27 protein-coding genes are annotated in these 19687 nt (G+C 61.6%); 19 read left to right on the forward strand and 8 right to left on the reverse strand.

Going from position 1 to position 19687, the window contains the following annotated elements:
• The first annotated feature begins 44 nt into the window (after positions 1-44).
• Positions 45-659, forward strand: a complete 615-nt coding sequence (locus ACOCLD_RS00980; protein ID WP_422910514.1) for a TetR/AcrR family transcriptional regulator — start codon at positions 45-47, stop codon at positions 657-659.
• Positions 660-718: 59 nt separating this feature from the next.
• On the opposite strand, the gene ACOCLD_RS00985 is transcribed toward ACOCLD_RS00980, so the two are convergent.
• The 3 genes from ACOCLD_RS00985 to ACOCLD_RS00995 all read right to left on the reverse strand — a co-directional run bounded on the left by ACOCLD_RS00985 (position 719) and on the right by ACOCLD_RS00995 (position 2424).
• A complete protein-coding gene (locus tag ACOCLD_RS00985) occupies positions 719-1489 on the reverse strand; it encodes a phasin family protein (protein WP_422910515.1) in 771 nt (256 codons plus the stop codon).
• Between the two features lie 10 nt (positions 1490-1499).
• On the reverse strand, positions 1500-1940 hold the full coding sequence (locus tag ACOCLD_RS00990) for a phasin family protein (RefSeq protein ID WP_233685397.1): 441 nt from the start codon (positions 1938-1940) through the stop codon (positions 1500-1502).
• A 205-nt stretch (positions 1941-2145) separates the two neighbouring features.
• Positions 2146-2424 carry a polyhydroxyalkanoic acid system family protein gene (locus ACOCLD_RS00995; protein WP_233685398.1) on the reverse strand — a complete coding sequence of 93 codons (279 nt, stop codon included), beginning with the start codon at positions 2422-2424 and terminating at the stop codon, positions 2146-2148.
• Positions 2425-2628: 204 nt separating this feature from the next.
• On the opposite strand from ACOCLD_RS00995, the gene ubiE reads away from it, so the two are divergent.
• The 9 genes from ubiE to ACOCLD_RS01040 all read left to right on the forward strand — a co-directional run bounded on the left by ubiE (position 2629) and on the right by ACOCLD_RS01040 (position 8554).
• On the forward strand, positions 2629-3399 hold the full coding sequence (ubiE, locus tag ACOCLD_RS01000) for a bifunctional demethylmenaquinone methyltransferase/2-methoxy-6-polyprenyl-1,4-benzoquinol methylase UbiE (RefSeq protein WP_257779103.1): 771 nt from the start codon (positions 2629-2631) through the stop codon (positions 3397-3399).
• Positions 3399-4016, forward strand: a complete 618-nt coding sequence (locus ACOCLD_RS01005) for a ubiquinone biosynthesis accessory factor UbiJ (RefSeq protein WP_422910516.1) — start codon at positions 3399-3401, stop codon at positions 4014-4016. Before ubiE ends, ACOCLD_RS01005 begins: the two co-directional genes overlap by 1 nt.
• A complete protein-coding gene (ubiB, locus tag ACOCLD_RS01010) occupies positions 4013-5602 on the forward strand; it encodes a ubiquinone biosynthesis regulatory protein kinase UbiB (RefSeq protein WP_422910517.1) in 1590 nt (529 codons plus the stop codon). The genes ACOCLD_RS01005 and ubiB overlap by 4 nt, the downstream gene beginning before the upstream one ends.
• A 67-nt stretch (positions 5603-5669) precedes the next feature.
• Positions 5670-6071: a phosphoribosyl-AMP cyclohydrolase gene (hisI, locus tag ACOCLD_RS01015; RefSeq protein ID WP_422910518.1), complete on the forward strand. Its 402-nt coding sequence runs from the start codon at positions 5670-5672 to the stop codon at positions 6069-6071.
• Between the two features lie 22 nt (positions 6072-6093).
• Positions 6094-6426, forward strand: a complete 333-nt coding sequence (locus ACOCLD_RS01020) for a phosphoribosyl-ATP diphosphatase (RefSeq protein ID WP_257779143.1) — start codon at positions 6094-6096, stop codon at positions 6424-6426.
• A 30-nt stretch (positions 6427-6456) separates the two neighbouring features.
• A complete protein-coding gene (tatA, locus tag ACOCLD_RS01025; RefSeq protein ID WP_257779099.1) occupies positions 6457-6696 on the forward strand; it encodes a twin-arginine translocase TatA/TatE family subunit in 240 nt (79 codons plus the stop codon).
• A 3-nt stretch (positions 6697-6699) separates the two neighbouring features.
• Positions 6700-7050: a Sec-independent protein translocase protein TatB gene (tatB, locus tag ACOCLD_RS01030; protein ID WP_422910519.1), complete on the forward strand. Its 351-nt coding sequence runs from the start codon at positions 6700-6702 to the stop codon at positions 7048-7050.
• Positions 7047-7850, forward strand: coding sequence for a twin-arginine translocase subunit TatC (gene tatC, locus ACOCLD_RS01035; protein ID WP_422910520.1), 804 nt, complete (start codon positions 7047-7049; stop codon positions 7848-7850). The genes tatB and tatC overlap by 4 nt, the downstream gene beginning before the upstream one ends.
• Positions 7847-8554, forward strand: coding sequence for a 16S rRNA (uracil(1498)-N(3))-methyltransferase (locus ACOCLD_RS01040; protein ID WP_422910521.1), 708 nt, complete (start codon positions 7847-7849; stop codon positions 8552-8554). The genes tatC and ACOCLD_RS01040 overlap by 4 nt, the downstream gene beginning before the upstream one ends.
• 79 nt (positions 8555-8633) lie before the next feature.
• On the opposite strand, the gene ACOCLD_RS01045 is transcribed toward ACOCLD_RS01040, so the two are convergent.
• A complete protein-coding gene (locus ACOCLD_RS01045) occupies positions 8634-9128 on the reverse strand; it encodes a winged helix-turn-helix transcriptional regulator (protein WP_422910522.1) in 495 nt (164 codons plus the stop codon).
• Between the two features lie 100 nt (positions 9129-9228).
• On the opposite strand from ACOCLD_RS01045, the gene ACOCLD_RS01050 reads away from it, so the two are divergent.
• Positions 9229-9957 carry an SDR family oxidoreductase gene (locus ACOCLD_RS01050; protein WP_257779094.1) on the forward strand — a complete coding sequence of 243 codons (729 nt, stop codon included), beginning with the start codon at positions 9229-9231 and terminating at the stop codon, positions 9955-9957.
• 46 nt (positions 9958-10003) lie between these two features.
• Positions 10004-10591, forward strand: coding sequence for a 2-hydroxychromene-2-carboxylate isomerase (locus ACOCLD_RS01055; RefSeq protein WP_422910523.1), 588 nt, complete (start codon positions 10004-10006; stop codon positions 10589-10591).
• On the opposite strand, the gene dtd is transcribed toward ACOCLD_RS01055, so the two are convergent.
• Together dtd and pip are read right to left on the reverse strand one after the other, a co-directional pair.
• A complete protein-coding gene (gene dtd / locus ACOCLD_RS01060; protein WP_422910524.1) occupies positions 10588-11025 on the reverse strand; it encodes a D-aminoacyl-tRNA deacylase in 438 nt (145 codons plus the stop codon). The two genes, ACOCLD_RS01055 and dtd, sit on opposite strands and share 4 nt — an antisense overlap.
• Positions 11022-11993, reverse strand: coding sequence for a prolyl aminopeptidase (pip, locus tag ACOCLD_RS01065; RefSeq protein ID WP_422910525.1), 972 nt, complete (start codon positions 11991-11993; stop codon positions 11022-11024). Before pip ends, dtd begins: the two co-directional genes overlap by 4 nt.
• 92 nt (positions 11994-12085) lie before the next feature.
• Between pip and ACOCLD_RS01070 the strand changes: the two genes are divergently transcribed.
• Complete coding sequence (locus ACOCLD_RS01070) at positions 12086-12520, forward strand: hypothetical protein (protein ID WP_422910526.1); 435 nt, start codon at positions 12086-12088, stop codon at positions 12518-12520.
• 34 nt (positions 12521-12554) lie between these two features.
• Here ACOCLD_RS01070 and ACOCLD_RS01075 read toward each other — a convergent pair whose 3' ends face one another.
• Together ACOCLD_RS01075 and ACOCLD_RS01080 are read right to left on the reverse strand one after the other, a co-directional pair.
• Entirely contained in the window at positions 12555-14474 is a 1920-nt protein-coding gene (locus ACOCLD_RS01075; RefSeq protein WP_422910527.1) for an autotransporter domain-containing protein, read from the reverse strand.
• Positions 14475-14593: 119 nt separating this feature from the next.
• Entirely contained in the window at positions 14594-15148 is a 555-nt protein-coding gene (locus tag ACOCLD_RS01080; protein ID WP_422910528.1) for a methyltransferase, read from the reverse strand.
• A gap of 99 nt (positions 15149-15247) precedes the next feature.
• On the opposite strand from ACOCLD_RS01080, the gene ACOCLD_RS01085 reads away from it, so the two are divergent.
• From ACOCLD_RS01085 to ACOCLD_RS01110, 6 genes are read left to right on the forward strand one after another with little or no spacing between them, the layout of a single operon-like run.
• The gene (locus tag ACOCLD_RS01085) at positions 15248-15655 is read left to right on the forward strand and encodes a beta-hydroxyacyl-ACP dehydratase (RefSeq protein ID WP_422910529.1); all 408 of its coding nucleotides are present in this window, start codon (positions 15248-15250) and stop codon (positions 15653-15655) included.
• A complete protein-coding gene (locus tag ACOCLD_RS01090) occupies positions 15648-16532 on the forward strand; it encodes an ABC transporter ATP-binding protein (protein WP_422910530.1) in 885 nt (294 codons plus the stop codon). The genes ACOCLD_RS01085 and ACOCLD_RS01090 overlap by 8 nt, the downstream gene beginning before the upstream one ends.
• Entirely contained in the window at positions 16529-17725 is a 1197-nt protein-coding gene (locus ACOCLD_RS01095) for an ABC transporter permease (RefSeq protein ID WP_422910531.1), read from the forward strand. The genes ACOCLD_RS01090 and ACOCLD_RS01095 overlap by 4 nt, the downstream gene beginning before the upstream one ends.
• The gene (locus ACOCLD_RS01100) at positions 17707-17973 is read left to right on the forward strand and encodes an acyl carrier protein (RefSeq protein WP_275962216.1); all 267 of its coding nucleotides are present in this window, start codon (positions 17707-17709) and stop codon (positions 17971-17973) included. Before ACOCLD_RS01095 ends, ACOCLD_RS01100 begins: the two co-directional genes overlap by 19 nt.
• Positions 17970-19094, forward strand: coding sequence for a beta-ketoacyl synthase N-terminal-like domain-containing protein (locus ACOCLD_RS01105; protein ID WP_422910532.1), 1125 nt, complete (start codon positions 17970-17972; stop codon positions 19092-19094). Before ACOCLD_RS01100 ends, ACOCLD_RS01105 begins: the two co-directional genes overlap by 4 nt.
• A complete protein-coding gene (locus ACOCLD_RS01110; RefSeq protein WP_422910533.1) occupies positions 19085-19642 on the forward strand; it encodes a hypothetical protein in 558 nt (185 codons plus the stop codon). The genes ACOCLD_RS01105 and ACOCLD_RS01110 overlap by 10 nt, the downstream gene beginning before the upstream one ends.
• The last annotated feature ends 45 nt before the right edge of the window (positions 19643-19687 follow it).

Genomic DNA, 19687 nt, shown 5'->3' on the forward strand with positions numbered 1-19687 from the left:
GCCAGGTATCTTCACCACTCCCGCGGCCAGAATAAGAAGACCGGATGAAAACCCGCGACAGAATCCTCGAATGCGCCCTCCTGCTGTTCAATCAGAAGGGCGAACCCAATGTTTCCACCCTGGAAATAGCCAACGAGCTGGGTATCAGCCCGGGCAACCTGTACTACCACTTCCACGGCAAGGAACCGCTGATCCTCGGCTTGTTCGATCGCTTTCAGGCGGAACTCGCGCCGCTGCTCTCGCCACCCGAGGATGTGCAGCTGGACGTGGAGGATTACTGGCTGTTTCTGCACCTGATCGTCGAGCGCCTGGCGCACTACCGCTTCCTGTTCCAGGACCTGTCCAACCTGACCAGCCGCTTGCCGAAGCTGGAGCGCGGTATGCGTCACTGGCTCAACAACCTGAAACGCGCGCTGGCCGAGCTACTCGCACAACTGCAGATCGATGGCCAGTTACGCAGCGATACGCAGTCACTGGGCCAACTGGTCGAGCAGATCACCCTGACCCTGCTGTTTTCACTGGACTATCAACGCATCCTCGGCCGCGAAGGCGAGAGTCGCCTGGTGGTGTACCAGGTGATGATGCTGGTCGCTCCGCACCTGGCAGAAGAGTCACGATACGCGGCTGAACACCTGGCCCAGCGCTACCTGGAAGACTGACCCAGACAAACGCAAACGCCCGGCACTAGGCCGGGCGTTTGCGTTGACTGCTGCGCGTCTTACGACTGGGTAGCAGGTGTCACGGGTGCAGCAGGTGCAGCGGCCGGAGCAGGTGCAGCAGCGGCTACCGGAGCAGCAGCGGGCTTGGCTGCTGCTGGCTTGGCGGCCGGCTTAGCTGCTGGCTTGGCAGCCGGTTTCGCGGCTGGTTTAGCAGCAGGCTTGGCGGCAGCTTTTGCAGCGGGTTTAGCCGCTGGTTTGGCTGCAGCCTTGGCGGCCGGTTTAGCTGCTGGCTTGGCAGCCGGTTTCGCAGCGGGCTTGGCGGCAGCTTTGGCGGCCGGCTTGGCAGCGGGTTTAGCAGCAGGCTTGGCGGCTACTTTCTTGACTGCAGGCTTGACCGACTTGACCGAAACACCGGTCAGTTGCTCGATCTGCTTGGTCAGGCTTTCCACTTTGGCGTTAAGCGCTTTCACTTCATTGCGGCTCGGTACGCCGAGACGCGAAATGGCATTGTTCAAACGCTTGTCGAAGGCTTCTTCCAGCTCGCCCCACTTGCCAATCGCCTTGTCTTTGACTTCATCGACTTTCGATTTGGCAGTGTCCACTTTCGAACCCACAGTGGACTTCACCGCGCCGACTTGTTTGTCGACTTCAGTCTTGGCCAATTTCTCAGCTTTCTCGCCGTCCTTGACCAGCGTATCGAACAGCTTGTTGCCGTCCTTGCTGACCTTGGAGTAGGCACCCAAACCAGCCAGCCAGATTTGACGCGAGTATTTTTCTACTTCGCCGATCCAGGAAGTGGTTTGCTTTTCGGTTTTCTTTTTGACAGCCATCCTGCTCTCCTTACTTGGTACGCGCGACGTGCTCGAGCAACGCGCTCAGCTCATCCAGCTTAGCAGAGAGCGCTTCAACATCCTGCTTGGACGGAATGCCAATGCGGTTCAGGGCGCTGGCAACACGGTTGTCGAAGGCTTTTTCGATCTTGTCGAGTTGCACTTCAACCTTGTTTTTCACGCTGCTGACATTGCTGGTGACAGTGGTTTTTACGCTGTCGATTTGGCTGTTAGCCGCTTCAACTTGTTCGTTGACCAGTTTTTTGCCTTGTTTTTCAACGCCTTCGCCGCTCTTCACGAGCTCTTTGAAGTACTCGGAACCTTCCTGACCGGCTTTGGCGTATGCGCCCAGACCCGCCAGCCAGATTTTGCGAGCGTAGACTTTGGCGTCGCTCAGCACGCTGCTGGTTTCTTCAACAACGGCTTTCTTTTTAACGGCAACTTTCGACATGGTGCACCTCACTCTAAGTGTTTCGAGGAAACGCCCACGGATGCAGGCTTAGGTGCACGGTATCGATGAAAATTAGAAACCGCATACTAAGCGTAAGAAAAAACTGCCTGGAGCAGTTTTTAACGTCGCGCAGCGACGGCCCGCTGGGTGGTCGCCAGGGATGGCAGACGATCAAAAACTGCCCAAGGCAATTTTAAACAGCGCCTCAGGCCTGCAGATTCTTGTCCAACACTTCTTCGATCTCGCGCTTGATGGTGCCGCTCATGGCCGACAACAACAGCCCCAGGCTGAGCTGCACACGTACGCTGTCGTCATGCACATCAATGCGGCCATCGGCGCCGCTGCGCTTGAACTCCAGGCTGTCGCCGTTCCAGCGATAACGCACGTCGTATTCTCTTGCCAGGCGCTCGGCCAGTTGCTCGGCTTTTTCGCGGGCAACTTCGCGACCCAGGGAATGGGGACGTTCAATGGTGATCTTGGCCATGGCATTTCTCCTCGCCGTTAACTGCGACCTTAAGTCGCTGCGACTATAGCAAGGCTGCAAGGCGCAAGCTGCACGCAACGTCAGTACTCAGGCCACGGCACAACTTTGTGGTTTGCCGCCGCACGGCCCAAACCCAGCGGGGCTTTTTGGGTTTAGAATGGGCGCCACTTTGGATGCAGCCTCTCTGTTTTAGGAAAGGGCAAGATGAACGACCCGCGCAACAGCAGCGACAGCGAACCCACCACGCACTTTGGTTTCCAGAGCGTGCCGGAAAGCCAGAAGGCGGAGAAAGTCGCCGAGGTGTTCCATTCGGTGGCCGCCAAATATGACCTGATGAACGACGTGCTGTCCGGCGGCATGCACCGCCTGTGGAAGCGTTTCACCATCGAACTGTCGGGTGTGCGCAGCGGTAACCGGGTGCTGGATATCGCCGGTGGCACGGGCGACCTGACCCGCAAGTTCTCCAGCCTGGTCGGCCCGACTGGCGAGGTCGTACTGGCCGATATCAACGAATCCATGCTCAAGGTGGGCCGCGACCGTCTGCTCGACAAGGGCGTGGCCGGCAACGTCAGCTTTGTTCAAGCTGATGCGGAAAAACTGCCGTTCCCGGATAACCACTTCGACGTGGTGACCATCGCCTTCGGCCTGCGCAACGTGACGCACAAGGACGATGCCATCCGCTCGATGCTGCGCGTGCTCAAGCCCGGCGGCCGCTTGCTGATTCTGGAGTTCTCCAAACCGTCCAGCCCGCTGCTGTCGAAGTTCTACGATGCTTACTCGTTCAAGTTCATGCCGCTGGCCGGCAAGCTGATCACCAACGACGCCGACAGCTACCGCTACCTGGCCGAGTCGATCCGCATGCACCCGGATCAGGACACCCTCAAGGCGATGATGGTCGAAGCCGGCTTCGAGCGCGTGACCTTCCACAACATGACCGGCGGCATCGTCGCCCTGCATCGCGGCATCAAGCCCTGATGCTGCTCACCGGGCTGCTGGCTGGGGTCGAACTCGGCCTCAATCGCGTACTGGCCATGGACAGCACTGCGCTGCCACGCCTGGCTCGCCTGAGTGGCCGGGTGATTGCGGTGGAATGCGCGGCACCGAATCTGCAGCTGTTTATTCTGCCTAGCGCTGGTGGCCTGCAACTGGCTGCGCAGTGGGCTGGCGAGGCCGATTGCCAGTTGCGCGCATCCGCCGCCAGCTTGCTGCGTCTGGCCACCAGCAAGGACAAGACCAGCATCCTGCACAGCCCGGACGTCACCTTGGACGGCGACAGCGCCGCCCTGCTGGAACTGGCCGGCATCCTTCAGGATCTCGAGCTGGACTGGGAATACGAACTGTCGCGCTGGCTAGGTCCGGTCGGCAGCCAGTTGCTCGGCGGCCACCTGCGCAGCCGGGCAAACTGGACCAGCCAGGCCCTCGACAGCCTGCGTCTGAACCTGGCCGATTACCTCAGCGAAGAATCCCGCAGCCTGGTTGGCCAGCGCGAAGCCGATGCGCGCTTCGCCGAACTGGATCAGCTGAAGCTGTCCCTTGATCGACTCGACGCGCGCATCGAGCGCCTCGTCCAACGCCATAAGCCCACCGCATGAAGCTGCTAGCCCTGCGTCGCCTGCTGCGTATTCAACGCGTGGTTGTCCGCTATCAACTGGATGACCTGCTGCTCAACCTGCCACTGCCCTTCTGGGCGCGCCTGTTGCGCTACGCACTGCCCTGGCGCTGGCTGCCACGACGCCCACTGGCGCTGTCGCGGGGTGCGCGCCTGCGCCTGGCGCTGGAAGAGCTGGGGCCGATCTTTATCAAGTTCGGCCAGGTGCTTTCCACCCGCCGCGACCTGCTGCCACCCGACATCGCCGATGAACTGGCCAAGCTGCAGGATCAGGTACCGCCCTTCGACCCCGAACAGGCAGTGGCGCGCATCGAGTCGCAGCTGGGGGCCAAGGTCGGTGAAGTCTTTGCCCGTTTTGACACCCAGCCCCTGGCATCCGCCTCGGTGGCCCAGGTGCATGCCGCGCAGCTGAAAAGTGGCGAAGAAGTGGTGGTCAAGGTGATCCGCCCGGGCCTGAAACCGGTGATAGAGCAGGACATCGCCTGGCTGTTCCTGCTGGCCAAGCTGGCCGAACGCGCCTCTGCCGACGCCCGTCGCCTGCGCCCGGTGGAAGTGGTCAGCGACTACCAGAAAACCATCATCGACGAACTCGACCTGCTGCGCGAAGCAGCCAACGCCAGCCAGCTGCGGCGCAACTTCGACGGTTCGCCACTGCTCTATGTGCCGCAGGTCTATTGGGATTATTGCCGACCGAAAGTGCTGGTGATGGAGCGCATCTACGGCATTCAAGTCACTGACCTGGCCACCCTGGCCGACCAGCGCACCGACATGAAACTGCTGGCCGAGCGCGGCGTGGAAATCTTCTTCACCCAAGTGTTCCGCGACAGCTTCTTCCACGCCGATATGCACCCCGGCAATATCTTCGTCAGTACCCGCACGCCGTGGAACCCGCAGTACATTGCGATTGACTGCGGCATCATCGGCAGCCTCACCGCCGAAGATCAGGACTACCTGGCGCGCAACCTGATCGCCTTCTTCAAGCGTGATTACCGCCGTGTGGCGCAGCTGCATATCGACTCGGGCTGGGTGCCGGCAGAAACCCAGGTCAATGACTTCGAGGCGGCGATCCGCACCGTGTGCGAACCGATCTTCGAAAAACCGCTGAAGGACATCTCCTTCGGCCAGGTGCTGCTGCGCCTGTTCCAGACTGCGCGGCGCTTCAATATGGAAGTGCAGCCGCAGCTGGTGCTGCTGCAGAAAACCCTGCTGAATATCGAAGGCCTGGGCCGCCAGCTGTACCCGGACCTGGATCTGTGGAGCACCGCACAACCATTCCTCGAACGCTGGATGCGTGAGCGCATCAGCCCGCTGCACCTGCTGCGCAACCTGCAATTGCAGGCAGAACAGGTGCCGCACCTGTCGCAGATTGCCCGCGATGCGCTGGAGCGCCTTAACCAGCCAGCGGCCAGTCGCCAGACACCGCCTGCGACCGCGCGCCAATGGCCGGCTCGTTTGCTCGGCGCGGCGCTTATCGCCGGGGCTGCCACCCAGGGCCTGGCGCTGAGCCTGGTGGCCTGGCCCAGCTGGCTGATGCTGGCAGGCGGCCTTTATCTGGTGCTGCGCCGATAGCCACACCGGGTAGGCACTGGCACACTAGCTTTCTGAATCAAGCGGCCCGAGATGGGCGGAACATGCAATGACTGACTGGCTCGACGACATCAACTGGAACAGCGACGGCCTGGTGCCGGCCATCGCTCAGGACCACCAAACCGGCCGCGTGCTGATGATGGCCTGGATGAACCGTGAGGCCCTGGCCCTGACTGCCGCCGAGCAGCGCGCCATCTACTGGTCGCGCTCGCGTGGCAAACTCTGGCGCAAGGGCGAAGAATCCGGGCATGTGCAGAAACTGCACGAAATGCGCCTGGACTGCGACGCTGATGTGATCATCCTGATGGTTGAGCAACTGGGCGGCATCGCCTGCCATACCGGCCGCGAGAGCTGCTTCTACCGGGTGTTCGAGAACGGCGCCTGGAAAACCGTCGAAGCGGTGTTGAAAGACCCGCACGCCATCTACAGCGCAGGAGGCAGTCATGAGTAACGCGGGCATGAGTGGCACGGCCATGACTGATACCCTGAACCGTCTGGCCGAGGTGCTGGAGTCGCGCAAAGGCGCCGCCGCCGACAGCTCCTATGTCGCCAGCCTGTACCACAAGGGCTTGAACAAGATTCTGGAAAAGGTCGGTGAGGAGTCGGTGGAAACCATCCTCGCCGCCAAGGATGCTGCCGTCAGCGGCGACTGCAGCGATGTGATCTATGAAACCGCCGACCTGTGGTTCCACAGCCTGGTTATGCTTGCCGCCCTCGGCCAGCATCCGCAGGCGGTATTGGACGAACTGGACCGGCGCTTTGGCCTCTCCGGGCATGCGGAAAAAGCCGCACGCTCGCAAAACTGATCAACCACTTTTAGTTACGGAGTACGCGTTATGGGATTCGGTGGCATTAGCATCTGGCAACTCCTGATCATCCTGCTGATCGTGGTCATGCTGTTCGGCACCAAGCGCATCAAGAGCCTGGGTTCTGACCTCGGCGATGCCATCAAGGGCTTCCGCAAATCCATGGATAACGCCGATGCCGAGAAACCGGCTCCGGTAGCAGAAGAGCCTAAAGGCCAGACCATCGACGCCCAGGCACGCAAGGTCGAAGAACCGGCGAAAAAAGACTAAGCCATGTTCGATATCGGCTTTACCGAGCTGCTGCTGGTCGGCATCGTCGCTCTGGTGGTACTGGGGCCTGATCGCCTGCCCGGCGCAGTGCGCACGGCCGGTTTGTGGATCGGCCGGATCAAGCGCAGCTTCAGCGCGATCAAGGCTGAGGTCGAGCGCGAGATTGGCGCGGACGAAATCCGTCGCCAGCTGCATAACGAGCAGATTCTCGAACTGGAGCGGGAAATGAACGCGATGAAGCAAAGCCTCAACGCGCCGCTCAGTAGCGTCAGCGAACCGAGCACCGCCGCGACACCCGCCGCCGAGTCGGCAGCCACCGATAGCACCCGCCAGGATAAAAGCCCGCAGCCATGAGCCAACGACCGGACAGCGATCAGGAAATGCCCCTGGTCTCCCACCTGACCGAACTGCGCACGCGACTGTTGCGTATTGTGGCAGCGGTATTCGCGCTGTTTGCCGGGCTGTTCTACTTCTCCCAGGACATCTACGCGCTGGTCGCCGCGCCGCTGCGCGCCTACTTGCCGGAAGGCGCAACGATGATCGCCACCGGGGTGGCCTCACCGTTCCTGACGCCCTTCAAGCTGACCCTGATGGTCGCGCTGTTTCTCGCCATCCCGATCATCCTGCACCAGATCTGGGGCTTTATCGCGCCGGGGCTGTACAAGCACGAGAAGCGCATTGCCGTTCCATTGCTGATTTCCAGCATCCTGCTGTTCTATGCAGGCATGGCCTTCGCCTACTTCGTGGTGTTCCCGATCATGTTCGGCTTCTTCGCCAGCGTGACCCCGGAAGGCGTGGCAATGATGACCGACATCGGTCAGTACCTGGACTTCGTGCTGACCCTGTTCTTCGCCTTCGGCGTGGCCTTCGAGATCCCCATCGCGACCTTTTTGCTGATCTGGGTTGGCGTGGTCGATGTTGCCACCCTGCGTAAAAGCCGACCCTATGTGATTGTCGGCTGCTTCGTCGTCGGCATGGTACTGACTCCGCCGGACGTGTTCTCGCAAACCCTGCTGGCCGTCCCCATGTGGCTGCTGTTCGAAGCCGGCCTGCTGTGCGGCGGCCTGATCAAGCGCCGCGCCGATGAAGACGCTGCGGCTGAAGCGGACAGCGACAGCCCTTCCAACGACCAGCCACCTGCCGCGCAACCGTGAACCTGCTGCTTCTGGAAGACGGCGACTTTATCGCCGCCGACCGCGTGCTGCTCAGCGGCCGCCGCCTCAAGCACCTGCATGACGTGCACCGCGCCGAAGCGGGCGACAGCCTGCGCGTCGGCCGTCTGAATGGCCTGATGGGCAGCGGCCAACTGCTGCGCCTGGATGAACAAGAAGCCGAGCTGTCTGTACAACTCGATCAGCCGCCGCCAGAGAAACTGCCGCTGACCCTGCTGCTCGCCCTGCCTCGACCCAAGATGCTGCGCCGCGTGCTGCAAACCGTCAGCAGCATGGGCGTGTCACGGCTGGTGCTGCTCAACAGCTACCGGGTAGAAAAGAGCTTCTGGCAAACACCGTTTCTCGAGCCTGCCGCCATTCGCGAACAGCTGATCCTCGGTCTGGAACAGGCCCGCGATACCGTGCTACCGGAAGTCATTATCGAAAAGCGCTTTAAGCCCTTTGTCGAAGACCAGCTGCCGGGTATTGCCGCCGGCACCCTCGGCCTGGTTGGGCACCCCGGTGACTACCCCGCGTGCCCACGGGCCGTCGAACAGGCCGTCACATTGGCCATCGGCCCGGAAGGCGGCTGGATCCCCTATGAAGTGGAAAAGCTCACCGCAGCTGGCCTGCAACCGGTGCAACTGGGTGCGCGGATTCTGCGGGTGGAAACTGCGGTGACAGCCTTGCTGGCGCGACTGTTCTAAGCAAACACCTGATTCCGTAGGAGCGGGCCATGCCCGCGAATGGCTATATCTGGAAATCGCTCGCACGCATGGCGTGCTCCTACAAAGCCTGCTTTTCGTGCCAATGCGCCGGCAGCAACTGACCCTTGAGCGCCGGCGCTTCCTCCAACTGTACATCCCTCGGCTGCAGCGGCTCACCACAGTCCGAACACACCAGTACGCCATGCATCGGCTGGCCGCAGGTGCGGTGGATATGCCTAATCGGCGCGCCCTCGGCACCGCTCATATGGCGATCCCCCCAATGCACCAGCGCCATGATGACGGGATACAGATCACGGCCTTTGGCGCTTAGGCAATATTCCTCGCGCACTGGCCGCTGCTGATAAGCCACCTTGTCCAACACACCCGCTTCAACCAGTTTTTTCAGGCGTTCGGCCAGCACATGACGGGTAATCCCCAGGCGTTTCTCGAACTCGTCGAAACGGCGAATGCCGAGAAAACTCTCACGCAGTACCAGCAGCGTCCAGCGATCCCCCACCACCGACAGGGTGCGGGCCAAAGAGCAGGGTTGCTGCTCAAGTTCTTCCCAACGCATAGGCCAACCTCCAACAGCGATGGCTCACCATAGCTTGACAGGTTCCAAAATGGAACCGACTATCGACATCAGTTCCAAAATAGAACTAACGGAGACTGCAATGACAGAACGCAAAGCAATTCTGGTAGTCGGTGCGGGGGATGCCACCGGCGGCGCCATCGCCAAACGCTTCGCCCGCGAGGGCTATGTGGCCTGCGTGGCGCGGCGCAATGCCGACAAGCTCGGCCCGCTGGTAGCGGATATTGAAGCGGCCGGTGGCAGCGCCCGCGCCTTTGGTTGCGATGCACGGATCGAAGAACAAGTGATCGAGCTGTTCAGCACCATCGAGCGCGAGGTCGGCCCGCTGCATGCGGTGATCTTCAATATCGGCGCAAATGTGCAGTTCTCCATCACCGAGACCACCGAGCGGGTGTACCGCAAGGTCTGGGAAATGGCCGCGCTGGCCGGTTTTCTCACCGGCCGTGAAGCGGCCAAGGTCATGCTGCCGCGCGGCCAGGGCACGATCATCTTTACCGGCGCCACCGCCTCGTTGCGCGGCCGGGCGAATTTCTCCGCCTTCGCCAGTGCCAAGTTCGCCCTGCGCGCCCTGGCCCAGAGCATGGCCCGCGAACTCGGCCCCAAGGGCATCCATGTCGCCCACCCGATTATCGACGGGGCCATCGACACGGCCTTTATTCGCGACACCTTCCCGCAGCTGTACCAGCTCAAGGATCAGGACGGTATTCTCAATCCCGAGCACATCGCGGACACCTACTGGCAGATCCATTGCCAGCCTCGCGATTGCTGGGTGCATGAGCTGGACCTGCGACCGTGGTCTGAGACGTTCTAACAACTGCGCGCTCGCCCCATAACAAGATCTCCCGAAGGAGCATGCAATGAGCAAAACCCTGGAATTCTTTTTCGATTTCGGCAGCCCAGCCAGCTACCTGGCCTGGACCCAGGTACCGCGAATCGCCCGCGAAGCCGGCGCGCAGCTTATCTGGCGACCGATGTTGCTCGGTGGCGTATTCAAGGCCACCGGTAACCAGTCGCCGGTCATGATCCCAAGCAAGGGCGCCTGGATGCTCAAGGACCTGGCGCGCTTTGCCAGCCGCTATGGCGTGCTCATGACCTTTAACCCTAGCTTCCCAATCAACACCCTGACGCTGATGCGCGGCGCAGCCGGTTACCAGAACGACGAACGCTTTGAGCGCTATGTGCAGGCGATGTTCGAAGCACTGTGGACACAGCAGAAAAACCTCAGCAAGCCCGAAGTCGTCGCCGAAGTGCTTAGCGCCGCTGGCTTCGACCCGGCCGAGTTCGAGCGCCTGGTCAACGATGAAGGAGTAAAGGAACGCCTCAAGGCCACCACCGAAGAGGCCGTCAAACGCGGTGTGTTTGGCGCACCGACCTTCTTTATCGGCAGCGAGATGCACTTCGGCCAGGATCGTCTGGATTTTGTCGCCGAAGCCCTCTCGCGCTAGCTCTCCAGCAGAAAGGTTACCGGCCCATCATTGACCAGATGCACCTGCATGTCGGCGCCGAACTGGCCGGTGGCAACCTGCGGGTGTTTGGCGCGGGCCTGAGCAACCAGCAGGTCGAACAGTTCCGCGCCCAGCGCCGGCGGCGCGGCACTGGAAAAGCTCGGGCGTAGGCCGCTCTTGGTATCGGCGGCCAGGGTAAATTGCGAGACCAGCAACAGCCCACCACCGACATCGCTGAGTGACAGGTTCATCTTGCCAGCGGCATCGCTGAACACGCGGTAGTTGAGCAGCTTGTGCAGGATTTTCTCGACACTGGCCGGGGTGTCCTGCGGCTCGACGCCGACCAGCGCCAGCAGGCCCTGATCAATCGTACCCACTACGTCGCCCGCCACTTCAACTCGGGCGCCACGCACCCGCTGGATCAGTGCCTTCATGCTTCATCCGGAGACAGATTGAGCAGACGCCGTGCCAATTCGTCCGCGGCACGCACCAGGGCATCGGTAATGCCACTCTCGGCCGCCGAGTGACCGGCATCACGGATGATCTGCAACTCGCTGTTCGGCCAGGCCTGATGCAGCGCCCAGGCATTGTCCAACGGGCAGATCACGTCATAGCGACCATGCACGATCACGCCCGGCAGATGGGCGATCTTCGGCATATCGCGCAGCAGCTGATCGGTTTCGAGGAAGGCGTTGTTAACGAAGTAATGGCACTCGATGCGGGCAATCGACAGCGCACGGTGCGCATCACTGAAACGGTCGACCACCTGCGGATTGGGGCGCAGGGTGGCGGTGCGACCTTCCCAGGTCGACCAGGCTTTGGCGGCATGCATCTGGGCAATCTGGTCCGGGCCGGTCAGGCGCTTATAGAAGGCCTGCACCAGATCACCGCACTCATCCGCAGGAATCGGTGCGAGGTAGTCTTCCCAGTAATCGGGGAACAGCCGGCTGGCACCTTCCTGGTAAAACCACTGAATTTCCTGCGGGCGACACAGGAAGATGCCGCGCAGAATCAGTCCATGCACCCGCTGCGGATGGGCCTGGGCGTAAGCCAGGGCCAGGGTCGAGCCCCAGGAGCCGCCGAACAGCACCCATTTGTCGATACCGAGGTGCTCGCGGATCTGCTCCATGTCGGCGATCAACGCCTGGGTGGTGTTGTTGTCCAGACTGGCGTGCGGGGTGGAACGGCCACAGCCGCGCTGATCGAAGGTGACGATGCGGTACAGGTTGGGGTCGAAATAGCGCCGGCTGGCCGCGTCGCAACCAGCACCTGGGCCGCCGTGGATAAACACCACGGGCAGACCATCCGGCGAACCGCTTTCGTCAACATACAGCACGTGCGGCGCCTGCACCGCCAGCTCATGACGGGCGTAGGGTTTAATCTCCGGATACAAGGTCTGCATGGCATGCTCCTGAATAGATGCGTAGCGTTGACGGCCTTCCGCTCACGACCAACACTCTGCCCGGCATCATAACCATGAAACAGGAGTTGAGCATGCCAACCCGGATATTTGCTTTGGCTTTGCTGATGTTTTGTACCCTGCTCGCCGGCTGCGGCGCCAAGGATGATCCACAGGCAGCCCTGGAAGCAGCCGTACAACAACTGCAGGACAACCTGGAGGCCAAAAGCACCAACGCGGTACTCGATCAGTTGCACCCACAGTTCTCGGCCCAAGGTGAGTTCGACCGCGAGTGGGCGCAGCGCACCATGTTGCTGCTGTTTATGCGCCATAAGAACATCAAGGTGCTGGCCCTGAGCAAGAGCAGCTACCTCGATACCACCTACCGCGAGAAAGGCCATACCGACGCCCAGGTCGGCCTTACCGGCGCCGAAGGCCTGATCCCCGACAGCGCGCGCCACTACGGGGTAAAACTGGAATGGTGGCTGGAAGGTGATGAATGGAAGCTGGCGCGGCTGAGCTGGCAATAGCCGCCCGCAGACCGGCTGCGAGCGGCTAAGAGCACTACCAATCCCAGCTGAGCCCAAGGTTAATGCCGTGCTGGCGGTCTGTAGTGCCACGGAAGTTGTAGCCCGCGCTCAGCTTTAACTCATTGCCGAGCACATGCTGTACCCCGAGGCTGGCCAAGGTCTGCCCATTGGCTGGCGTATGCCCCTGTAGCTCGAATTGATTGCCCGATACGGAGTTAAGCCCCATTTTCAAGTCACGCTGATCGTCCTCGAACTCGCGTTCACGGGCGACCTCGGCATACAGCTGGGTGCTGCTGCTGAATTGATAATTAAGCTGCAGGCCTACACCCAAGCGGCGACTGTCACGCTGCTGATCACCAAAGTTGAGTGCCGTGGAACTGTTGCCCTGCTCGGCATAACCATCCACATCCACCCGTGCCAGATCGGCACTGATAAATGGGCTGACACGCCAGTCAGTGCCGGCATTGGCGAGGTCATAGCCTATCCGCGCAGACAGCGCATAGAGCTTGCCATCGGTATCGCCTTTCTCGCGGCGCTCGGCAATCCCCAGAGCAAACTGACGGTTGAGATCACTGTAGTCCAGCTGCCCCAGACTAAGACTGGCATCAGCCCACAGACGCTCTTTTTGGTACTGGGAAAAGGCGCTGAGCAAATAGCTGCGCAGGTCGTACTCGGAATCGTTGTCGCTCTCCAATTGCTGATTCTGGACACCCAGCGAGAGGCCGAAGCGCCAGTTTTCATCGAAACGGTAACTGCCACCCAGGTGTACGCCCAAGCCATCACTGTCGCCACCACTCGTGGCAGCATCACGCTGAAACTCCTGGCGCATACCGCTGGCCGAGACAAAACTACGCCACTGGCCCTGAGCCTGCCAAAGGCCACGATCCGTCTGCCACTCACTGCGCAATTGCTGCTGATGGGCATTCAGGCTAGCCATCGCAATTTCCGGTAGTAGGGACACTTCCCAGGGCGCACCCAATATCGAAAAAATATAGTCCGCACTGATCTGTTGCACGGCTGCAGTCGGGTGCACCCCGTCATTGAACATCAAGCGGTCAGGGTTAGGCGTGAGCCCAGTGATGCCCCAGGTCGGATCAGCCAGGCAACTACTGCCGCTGAAGCAGACATCAGTCTGCGCCACCAAGGGGTCGAAGCCGAAAGAGGCCAGATCAGCCTTCACCTCGGAAAGCAACCCACGGAAATTCAGGCGAATGACGTTGCCGCCCAATGCAGCCAACTGAGTACCCAGCTCATCGTTGAGCAGCCCCGATGCATTCGACCAGGCCGCACGGAAGCCGGTGGCGAAACCCGCAGGCGTCAAGCCAACATCCGGGAGATCGGAGACGATAATGGTGCGTGCACCAGCAGCCTGCAGAGCCGCCACCCCGGCAACCAAATCGGCCGCTGCCGCCGCAGCGCTCGCCTGGTCCGTCACAACAAACTGCAGCACATCGTTACCGCCACCGTTGACGTAGAACAGCGCATCGGGATCAACACGTGGCACATCCACCAGATACCCGTTACGGGTACGGCTGATACCGCCGCCAGCATCCACCACCGAACCATTGGTCGCGGTGATCGAACTCAGGATCTGGTCGGTACGGTAGCCGCCCACGGCATAGTTGGTGCCATCGGCGTTACCAGTCAGTATTTGCGGCAGAATGGGTGTCGAGGGCAACGCCTGCAGGCCGAGTAGGGACGCCAAACGCTGGGTGGCAACAGTATCGAAGTACTCGGTGTTATTGCCTAGGTAGTTCGGCCCAGTACGATTGGTGAAGCGCACCCCGCCAGTCGGATTCCCCCCCAGTAAAGGGCTACCCAGATCTGGAAACTGCCCACTGTCGCTCAAGGAATCGCCAAAGATGATTAGCTGCGAATAAGGCATGGCTTGTGCCGCTGCAGACAGGCTCGCCAGCAGTACAGCAACGCTCAAGGCTTTCAATGGATGACTCATGGGGTTCCCCTTCTTATTGTGATGCCCACACAGGCAAGCGAAGGAGACTAATGAGAACCCGCGTACACGCCCCTCACCCATACGGGTGAATAGAAAGCCTATTCAACGGTTGAATAGCGTTATATCACCCAGGGGATAAACATCTTGCTGCGCTGCATATAGTCGCGGTACGCCTCACCGAACTGCGCCAGGCACTCGGTTTCATCGCATTTGGCGGTCAGCCAGAGCACCAGGCTGGCCAGCAGCGCCAGGTTCCAGCTCAGGCCATTGGGTTGCTTGCAGGCCACGCCCCAGGCCAGCAGTAACAGCGAGGCGTACAGCGGGTGGCGGATATGGCTGTAGATGCCGCTGGTCACCAGCTGCGAGGTGCGTTCAAAGGCGAACAGCTCGGCATCCTGACGCTGCTCATTCGGGCGTCCCATACGACGTAATTGATAAAGCCCGGGAAACAGCACCAGCAGCGAGGCAAACAGCAACGCCCAGGACGCCAGTTGGTGGGGGGCAAAACGGTCAACAAACCACAGCGGGCCATTGAGCACCAGCAAGCCAAGAATCGCCTCCCAGGCAAAGAACCGGTAAAAACCATGGGACTTCGGCCGCCGCAACGCCTGCCAGGACAGCGCCAGCAGAATCAGCGTCCCCAACCCAAAAGCCACTGCCTGCACCCACGCCATAGCGCTCCCCTATTCCGTCTGCCATCTGTCAAAGCCAGGCGCTGCGCGACTTGCAGGCCCTCTGTTACACTGCCGGCGTCTTTCTCTCGGCCGCCCGCAATGGATCGCACGCAACTGCACAGCCTGCTGCCTCACCAAGGTCCCGCTCTCTGGCTGGATGGCCTGTTGGCGCATGACCCACTGAGCATCCAGGGCCTGAGCGCCTGGCGCTTTCTCGAGAACTTTGGCCCCGACGCCTCGCCTTGCCTGCTGTTTGAAGCCGCCGCACAGTTGTGCGCCGCGCATGGTGCCTTATACGGCGATGCCAGTGCCATTGAAATGGCCCTGGTCGGCAAGCTCTCGCAGTCGCAGCTGCACCATGAACCGACGCAGCGCAGTGGCGCCCTGCAGGTCAGTGCCAAACAGGAAGCGCTAAGCCCGGCCGGGGCGCTGTATGCCTTCAGTATCCTCAGCGACGACCACCTGCTGCTCGACGGCAAACTGCTGCTGGTGCTGATTCATGCTTGAACTGCGCCAGGTCACGCACCGCTATCCAGGCGCCAACCGCGCCGCACTGCAAGGCATCGACCTGCAGTTGCAGGCCGGCGAATGCCTGGGCCTGCTCGGCAGCAATGGCGCCGGCAAGACCACCCTGCTCTCGCTGCTCAGTGGCGTGCTGGCGCTACAACAGGGCGAACTGCATTGGCAAGGCCAACCCAGGCTCGGCCTGGTGCCGCAACAGCTGGCCTTCTATGCCGGGCTCAAGGTGGGCGAAAACCTCGACCTGTTTGCCGACCTGTATCGCCTGCGCGGCAATCAGCGCCGCCAGCGTCTGCAGCAATGCATCGACATCTGCGCCCTGGACGACAAGCTGACGCGGCGCAGTGAGCAACTCTCCGGGGGCGAACAGCGCCGCTTGAATTTCGCCATCGGCCTGCTGCAACCAGCTGACGTCTATCTGTTCGACGAAGCCACCGTGGGCGTCGATGCCACCAATCGGCAACACTTGCTGGCAGCCGTGGAGCAGCTGACCGCCGAGGGCAAGGCGGTGATCTACACCAGCCATTACCTGGAAGAAGTTGAACGGGTGGCCCAGCGCATCCTGCTGCTGCATGAAGGCCAGGTACGCCTGGACCTGGACAAGCGCCAGCTGCTCGGCGACGACCACGGCCTGCTGCTGGAATGGCCGAACGCGGCACCTGCCGGGCTTAACCAGCTGCTCGAGAGCCTGCAACTGACGGCCGAGGTATTGCCCAAGGGTCTGCGTATCGCAGCACTGAATGGCCAGCAACTGCTGGCCATCAGCGAATTTGTCACCGCCCAGAATGGCCTGCCCAACCTGCTGCGCTTTGGTCGTCCGTCGCTGGAACAGCTCTATCTGCGCTTGAACGGAGGCCGGCTATGAAGCTATGGGCAGGGCTCCTGGCATTGGCGCGCAAGGAAGTGCTGTTGCTGCTGCGCGACCCGCACGCGTTGGCGGTGCTGTTTATCATGCCGACCCTGTTTCTGCTGCTGATGGCCGGGGCCATGTCCAGCTACATGCAGGACAAACCGCCAGCGCTGCGCCTGATCGTCGAAGCCCCGCAGGACGACGCCAGCCAGTTCTTCCACGATGCCTTGCAGGCGCAACTGGCGGACAGCACGCTGCTCGCACATAGCGACGAGCCGCTGGCCCAGGTGCGGCTGCCGGAGGACTTCGCGGCCACCCTGATGGACAGCCCGCATCAGGGGCCGAGCCTGAGTTTCCCCGCACAGTTCGACAAACTCTCGCGCCAGCGCCTGCACAGCGCCGTGAGCATCGCCCTGGCGCAAACCCGCCTGCTGGCCTATCTGGAAGACAGCGGCGTGATCGACGCCGAGCTGAGCCGGGCTGAGCGCCTGCACCTGGTGCAGCAGCGCACCCAGAGCCAGATTGATGAGCAGGAACAACTGGCCAGCGGCGACCTCAGCGGTCGCGCCAATGCCACCCAACTGAGCGTGCCGGCCTGGCTGATCTTCGGCATGTTCTTCGTCGTGCTGCCCATGGCCGGCGGCTTTCAACGTGAGCAACAGAGTGGCACTCTACTGCGCCTGCGCTGCCTGGGACTGAACCTCGGCACCCTGGTGTTGAGCAAGCTGCTGCCGTACTTCGCCATCAACCTGTTGCAGTTCGTCCTGCTGCTCGGCATTGGCATCTACGGGCTGCCGCTGCTCGGCCTGCCGGCCCTCAGCCTGCCCGGCAGCGCGCTGGCTTATCCGCTGCTGGCCATCAGTGTGGCCCTGGCCACCAGCAGCCTGGGCCTGTTGCTCGCTGCACTGGCGCGCAGCAGCGAACAGGCGCTACTGCTCGGAGGCGGGATCAATATTCTGCTGGCCGCGATTGGCGGCATCATGGTGCCGAAAAGCGTGATGCCGGCGGCCATGGCCCAACTGGCGGAAATCTCCCCGATGAGCTGGGCACTGGATGCCTTTCTCACCCTGCTGGTGGGCCACGGCTCACTGGCCGACATCGCCCCCTACTGCGCACGCCTGCTGCTGTTTGCAGCGCTGTGCGGGGTAGCCGGGCTGCTTCTGTTCACCCGACGAGTACAGCGCACGCAATGGACCACTCACTACTAGAACAACAACTCAAACAACTGCTGATTCGCGAGTGCGACAAGGAAGACGACATCGACTGGCAGAGCATCAGTGATGACGAACCGCTGTTCGGTGCCAAGAGCCGCATCGCCATGGACAGCCTCGACGCCCTGCAAGTGTCCCTGGCGCTGCAGCAGCACTACGGAGTACGCATCGAGGGTGCGAAAGACGGCCGCCGCATCCTCGGCACTATCGCCAGCATCGCCGCCTATATCAGGCAGCAGCAGTGACCCCGGTTTACCTGCAACGCGCCGCCCTGCACTGCGCCCTAGGTGACGACTTACATAGCGCCGCCCAAGCCCTGCAAACAGGTCAGCCGCCCCAGGGCGAGCCCTTTGTGCTGCATGAAGTGCATGAACCACGCAATTATCTGTACGCAGCGAACACTGGCGAAAGCCTGAGCCAGCGTCTGGATCGTCTGCTGAGCGAAACCCTCGGTGCCCCCCCCCAGGCCCTCGACGACTGCCTGTTGATCGTCGCCAGCACCAGCCTGGATATCAACGCACTGGAGGCGCTGACCCGCCAGCAGCAGGGCTTTCACCCGGAAGATTCCACGCCGCTAGATCTGCTCGCCAAGCAACTGCGCCAGCGCTGGGGCTTTGCCGCCGCCTTTACCCTGAACACCGCCTGCACCAGCGCCGCCAACGGCCTGCTCTACGGCGCCAGACTGATCAATGCCGGCCAGTACGCTCGCGCCCTGGTACTGAGCTTTGAGACGCCCAGCGCCATCGCCATGCAGGGCTTTGGCGCGCTGATGCTGACCAGCCCCAGTGGCCAGTACCGCCCGTTTCACCCCGAACGCGACGGCCTGGTGCTGGGCGAAGCCTATGCCGCGGTGCTGCTTGGTCGCGAGCCGGGTGACGCACCACTGGCGCGTTTACTCGGCGGCTTTAGCGCCTGCGACACCAGCAGCCTGACCACCACCCGCGAAGATGGCAGTCATATCCATTGGGTCATGCAGCAGGCCCTGCGCAGCGCCGACTGCAACGCCGAACAGATCGACCTGGTGAAACTGCACGGCACCGCCACCAGCGCCAACGATGAAGCCGAAGGCAACGGCATGCGCCTGCTGTATGGCGAACGCATGCCGGCCCTGAGCCTGCTCAAACCCTGGCTCGGGCATACCCTGGGCGCCTGCGGCCTGAGTGAAAGCCTGCTGCTGCTCAAGGCCCTGCAAAACGGCCCGCTACCCGGCGTGCGCTACGCCAGCCAAGCCATGCTTCCACTGCGCGCAGAGCCGCAGTCTCTGGCGGCCGACAGCCTGCTGCTAGCCAACTTTTTCGGCTTTGGCGGCAATAACGCCAGCCTGGTACTGCAAGGCTGCACGGCGGGAGAAACAGCATGCCAGTGATCGCCGCCAGTGAAGTCCACGGCCTGGCCGCCACCAGCGATAAAGAGCTTAAAGCGGCCCTGGGCCAGTGGCTGGACAACCCGCCAAGGCGTATCGACCGCCTGATCCTGCAATGCCTGCTCGCCGCCGCGCCGCTGAGAAGCCAGGTGCGCAACAACTGCGGCCTGTACCTGGCCTCGATGCACCCAGCGCGGGCCACCATGGGCGCGCTGCTGGAGGCGGTATGCGTGCAGCACAAGCAGCCCAAGCCTTTCGAGTTTGTGAACAGCGTGAGCAACGCCGCCGGCTTTCATATCGCCCAGCAACTGGGCATCGACGGGCCGAACCTGTTTATCGGTGCTAGCGAGCAGGTCTGGGCGCAGCTGCAGGCCCTGGCCAATCTGGATTTGCAGGAAGGCTTGATTGAGCAGGCATTGCTGCTGGTCTGCGACGAGCGCGGGGATTTCTGTTTGCAGGCGCTGCTGCTGGAAGGGCCAACTGCTGGCGCGTACGCCAACAGTTTTGCCAAGCTAAGCGCTGGCACAGAGGTGCAGCGGATCAATCTGTAGGGTGGATAACGCCGTTTTCATCCACCAGGGGTGTTGATCGGTGGA

Source organism: Pseudomonas cimarronensis (assembly GCF_049331905.1).
Classification (GTDB): domain Bacteria; phylum Pseudomonadota; class Gammaproteobacteria; order Pseudomonadales; family Pseudomonadaceae; genus Aquipseudomonas.

Excerpts from the sequence above, each read along its gene's own strand:
- ACOCLD_RS00980 (WP_422910514.1), top strand. The coding sequence starts at position 45 with ATGAAAACCCGCGACAGAATCCTCGAATGCGCCCTCCTGCTGTTCAAT.
- ACOCLD_RS00985 (WP_422910515.1), bottom strand. The coding sequence starts at position 1,489 with ATGGCTGTCAAAAAGAAAACCGAAAAGCAAACCACTTCCTGGATCGGC.
- ACOCLD_RS00990 (WP_233685397.1), bottom strand. The coding sequence starts at position 1,940 with ATGTCGAAAGTTGCCGTTAAAAAGAAAGCCGTTGTTGAAGAAACCAGC.
- ACOCLD_RS00995 (WP_233685398.1), bottom strand. The coding sequence starts at position 2,424 with ATGGCCAAGATCACCATTGAACGTCCCCATTCCCTGGGTCGCGAAGTT.
- ubiE (WP_257779103.1), top strand. The coding sequence starts at position 2,629 with ATGAACGACCCGCGCAACAGCAGCGACAGCGAACCCACCACGCACTTT.
- ACOCLD_RS01005 (WP_422910516.1), top strand. The coding sequence starts at position 3,399 with ATGCTGCTCACCGGGCTGCTGGCTGGGGTCGAACTCGGCCTCAATCGC.
- ubiB (WP_422910517.1), top strand. The coding sequence starts at position 4,013 with ATGAAGCTGCTAGCCCTGCGTCGCCTGCTGCGTATTCAACGCGTGGTT.
- hisI (WP_422910518.1), top strand. The coding sequence starts at position 5,670 with ATGACTGACTGGCTCGACGACATCAACTGGAACAGCGACGGCCTGGTG.
- ACOCLD_RS01020 (WP_257779143.1), top strand. The coding sequence starts at position 6,094 with ATGACTGATACCCTGAACCGTCTGGCCGAGGTGCTGGAGTCGCGCAAA.
- tatA (WP_257779099.1), top strand. The coding sequence starts at position 6,457 with ATGGGATTCGGTGGCATTAGCATCTGGCAACTCCTGATCATCCTGCTG.
- tatB (WP_422910519.1), top strand. The coding sequence starts at position 6,700 with ATGTTCGATATCGGCTTTACCGAGCTGCTGCTGGTCGGCATCGTCGCT.
- tatC (WP_422910520.1), top strand. The coding sequence starts at position 7,047 with ATGAGCCAACGACCGGACAGCGATCAGGAAATGCCCCTGGTCTCCCAC.
- ACOCLD_RS01045 (WP_422910522.1), bottom strand. The coding sequence starts at position 9,128 with ATGCGTTGGGAAGAACTTGAGCAGCAACCCTGCTCTTTGGCCCGCACC.
- ACOCLD_RS01050 (WP_257779094.1), top strand. The coding sequence starts at position 9,229 with ATGACAGAACGCAAAGCAATTCTGGTAGTCGGTGCGGGGGATGCCACC.
- ACOCLD_RS01055 (WP_422910523.1), top strand. The coding sequence starts at position 10,004 with ATGAGCAAAACCCTGGAATTCTTTTTCGATTTCGGCAGCCCAGCCAGC.
- dtd (WP_422910524.1), bottom strand. The coding sequence starts at position 11,025 with ATGAAGGCACTGATCCAGCGGGTGCGTGGCGCCCGAGTTGAAGTGGCG.
- pip (WP_422910525.1), bottom strand. The coding sequence starts at position 11,993 with ATGCAGACCTTGTATCCGGAGATTAAACCCTACGCCCGTCATGAGCTG.
- ACOCLD_RS01070 (WP_422910526.1), top strand. The coding sequence starts at position 12,086 with ATGCCAACCCGGATATTTGCTTTGGCTTTGCTGATGTTTTGTACCCTG.
- ACOCLD_RS01075 (WP_422910527.1), bottom strand. The coding sequence starts at position 14,474 with ATGAGTCATCCATTGAAAGCCTTGAGCGTTGCTGTACTGCTGGCGAGC.
- ACOCLD_RS01080 (WP_422910528.1), bottom strand. The coding sequence starts at position 15,148 with ATGGCGTGGGTGCAGGCAGTGGCTTTTGGGTTGGGGACGCTGATTCTG.
- ACOCLD_RS01085 (WP_422910529.1), top strand. The coding sequence starts at position 15,248 with ATGGATCGCACGCAACTGCACAGCCTGCTGCCTCACCAAGGTCCCGCT.
- ACOCLD_RS01090 (WP_422910530.1), top strand. The coding sequence starts at position 15,648 with ATGCTTGAACTGCGCCAGGTCACGCACCGCTATCCAGGCGCCAACCGC.
- ACOCLD_RS01095 (WP_422910531.1), top strand. The coding sequence starts at position 16,529 with ATGAAGCTATGGGCAGGGCTCCTGGCATTGGCGCGCAAGGAAGTGCTG.
- ACOCLD_RS01100 (WP_275962216.1), top strand. The coding sequence starts at position 17,707 with ATGGACCACTCACTACTAGAACAACAACTCAAACAACTGCTGATTCGC.
- ACOCLD_RS01110 (WP_422910533.1), top strand. The coding sequence starts at position 19,085 with ATGCCAGTGATCGCCGCCAGTGAAGTCCACGGCCTGGCCGCCACCAGC.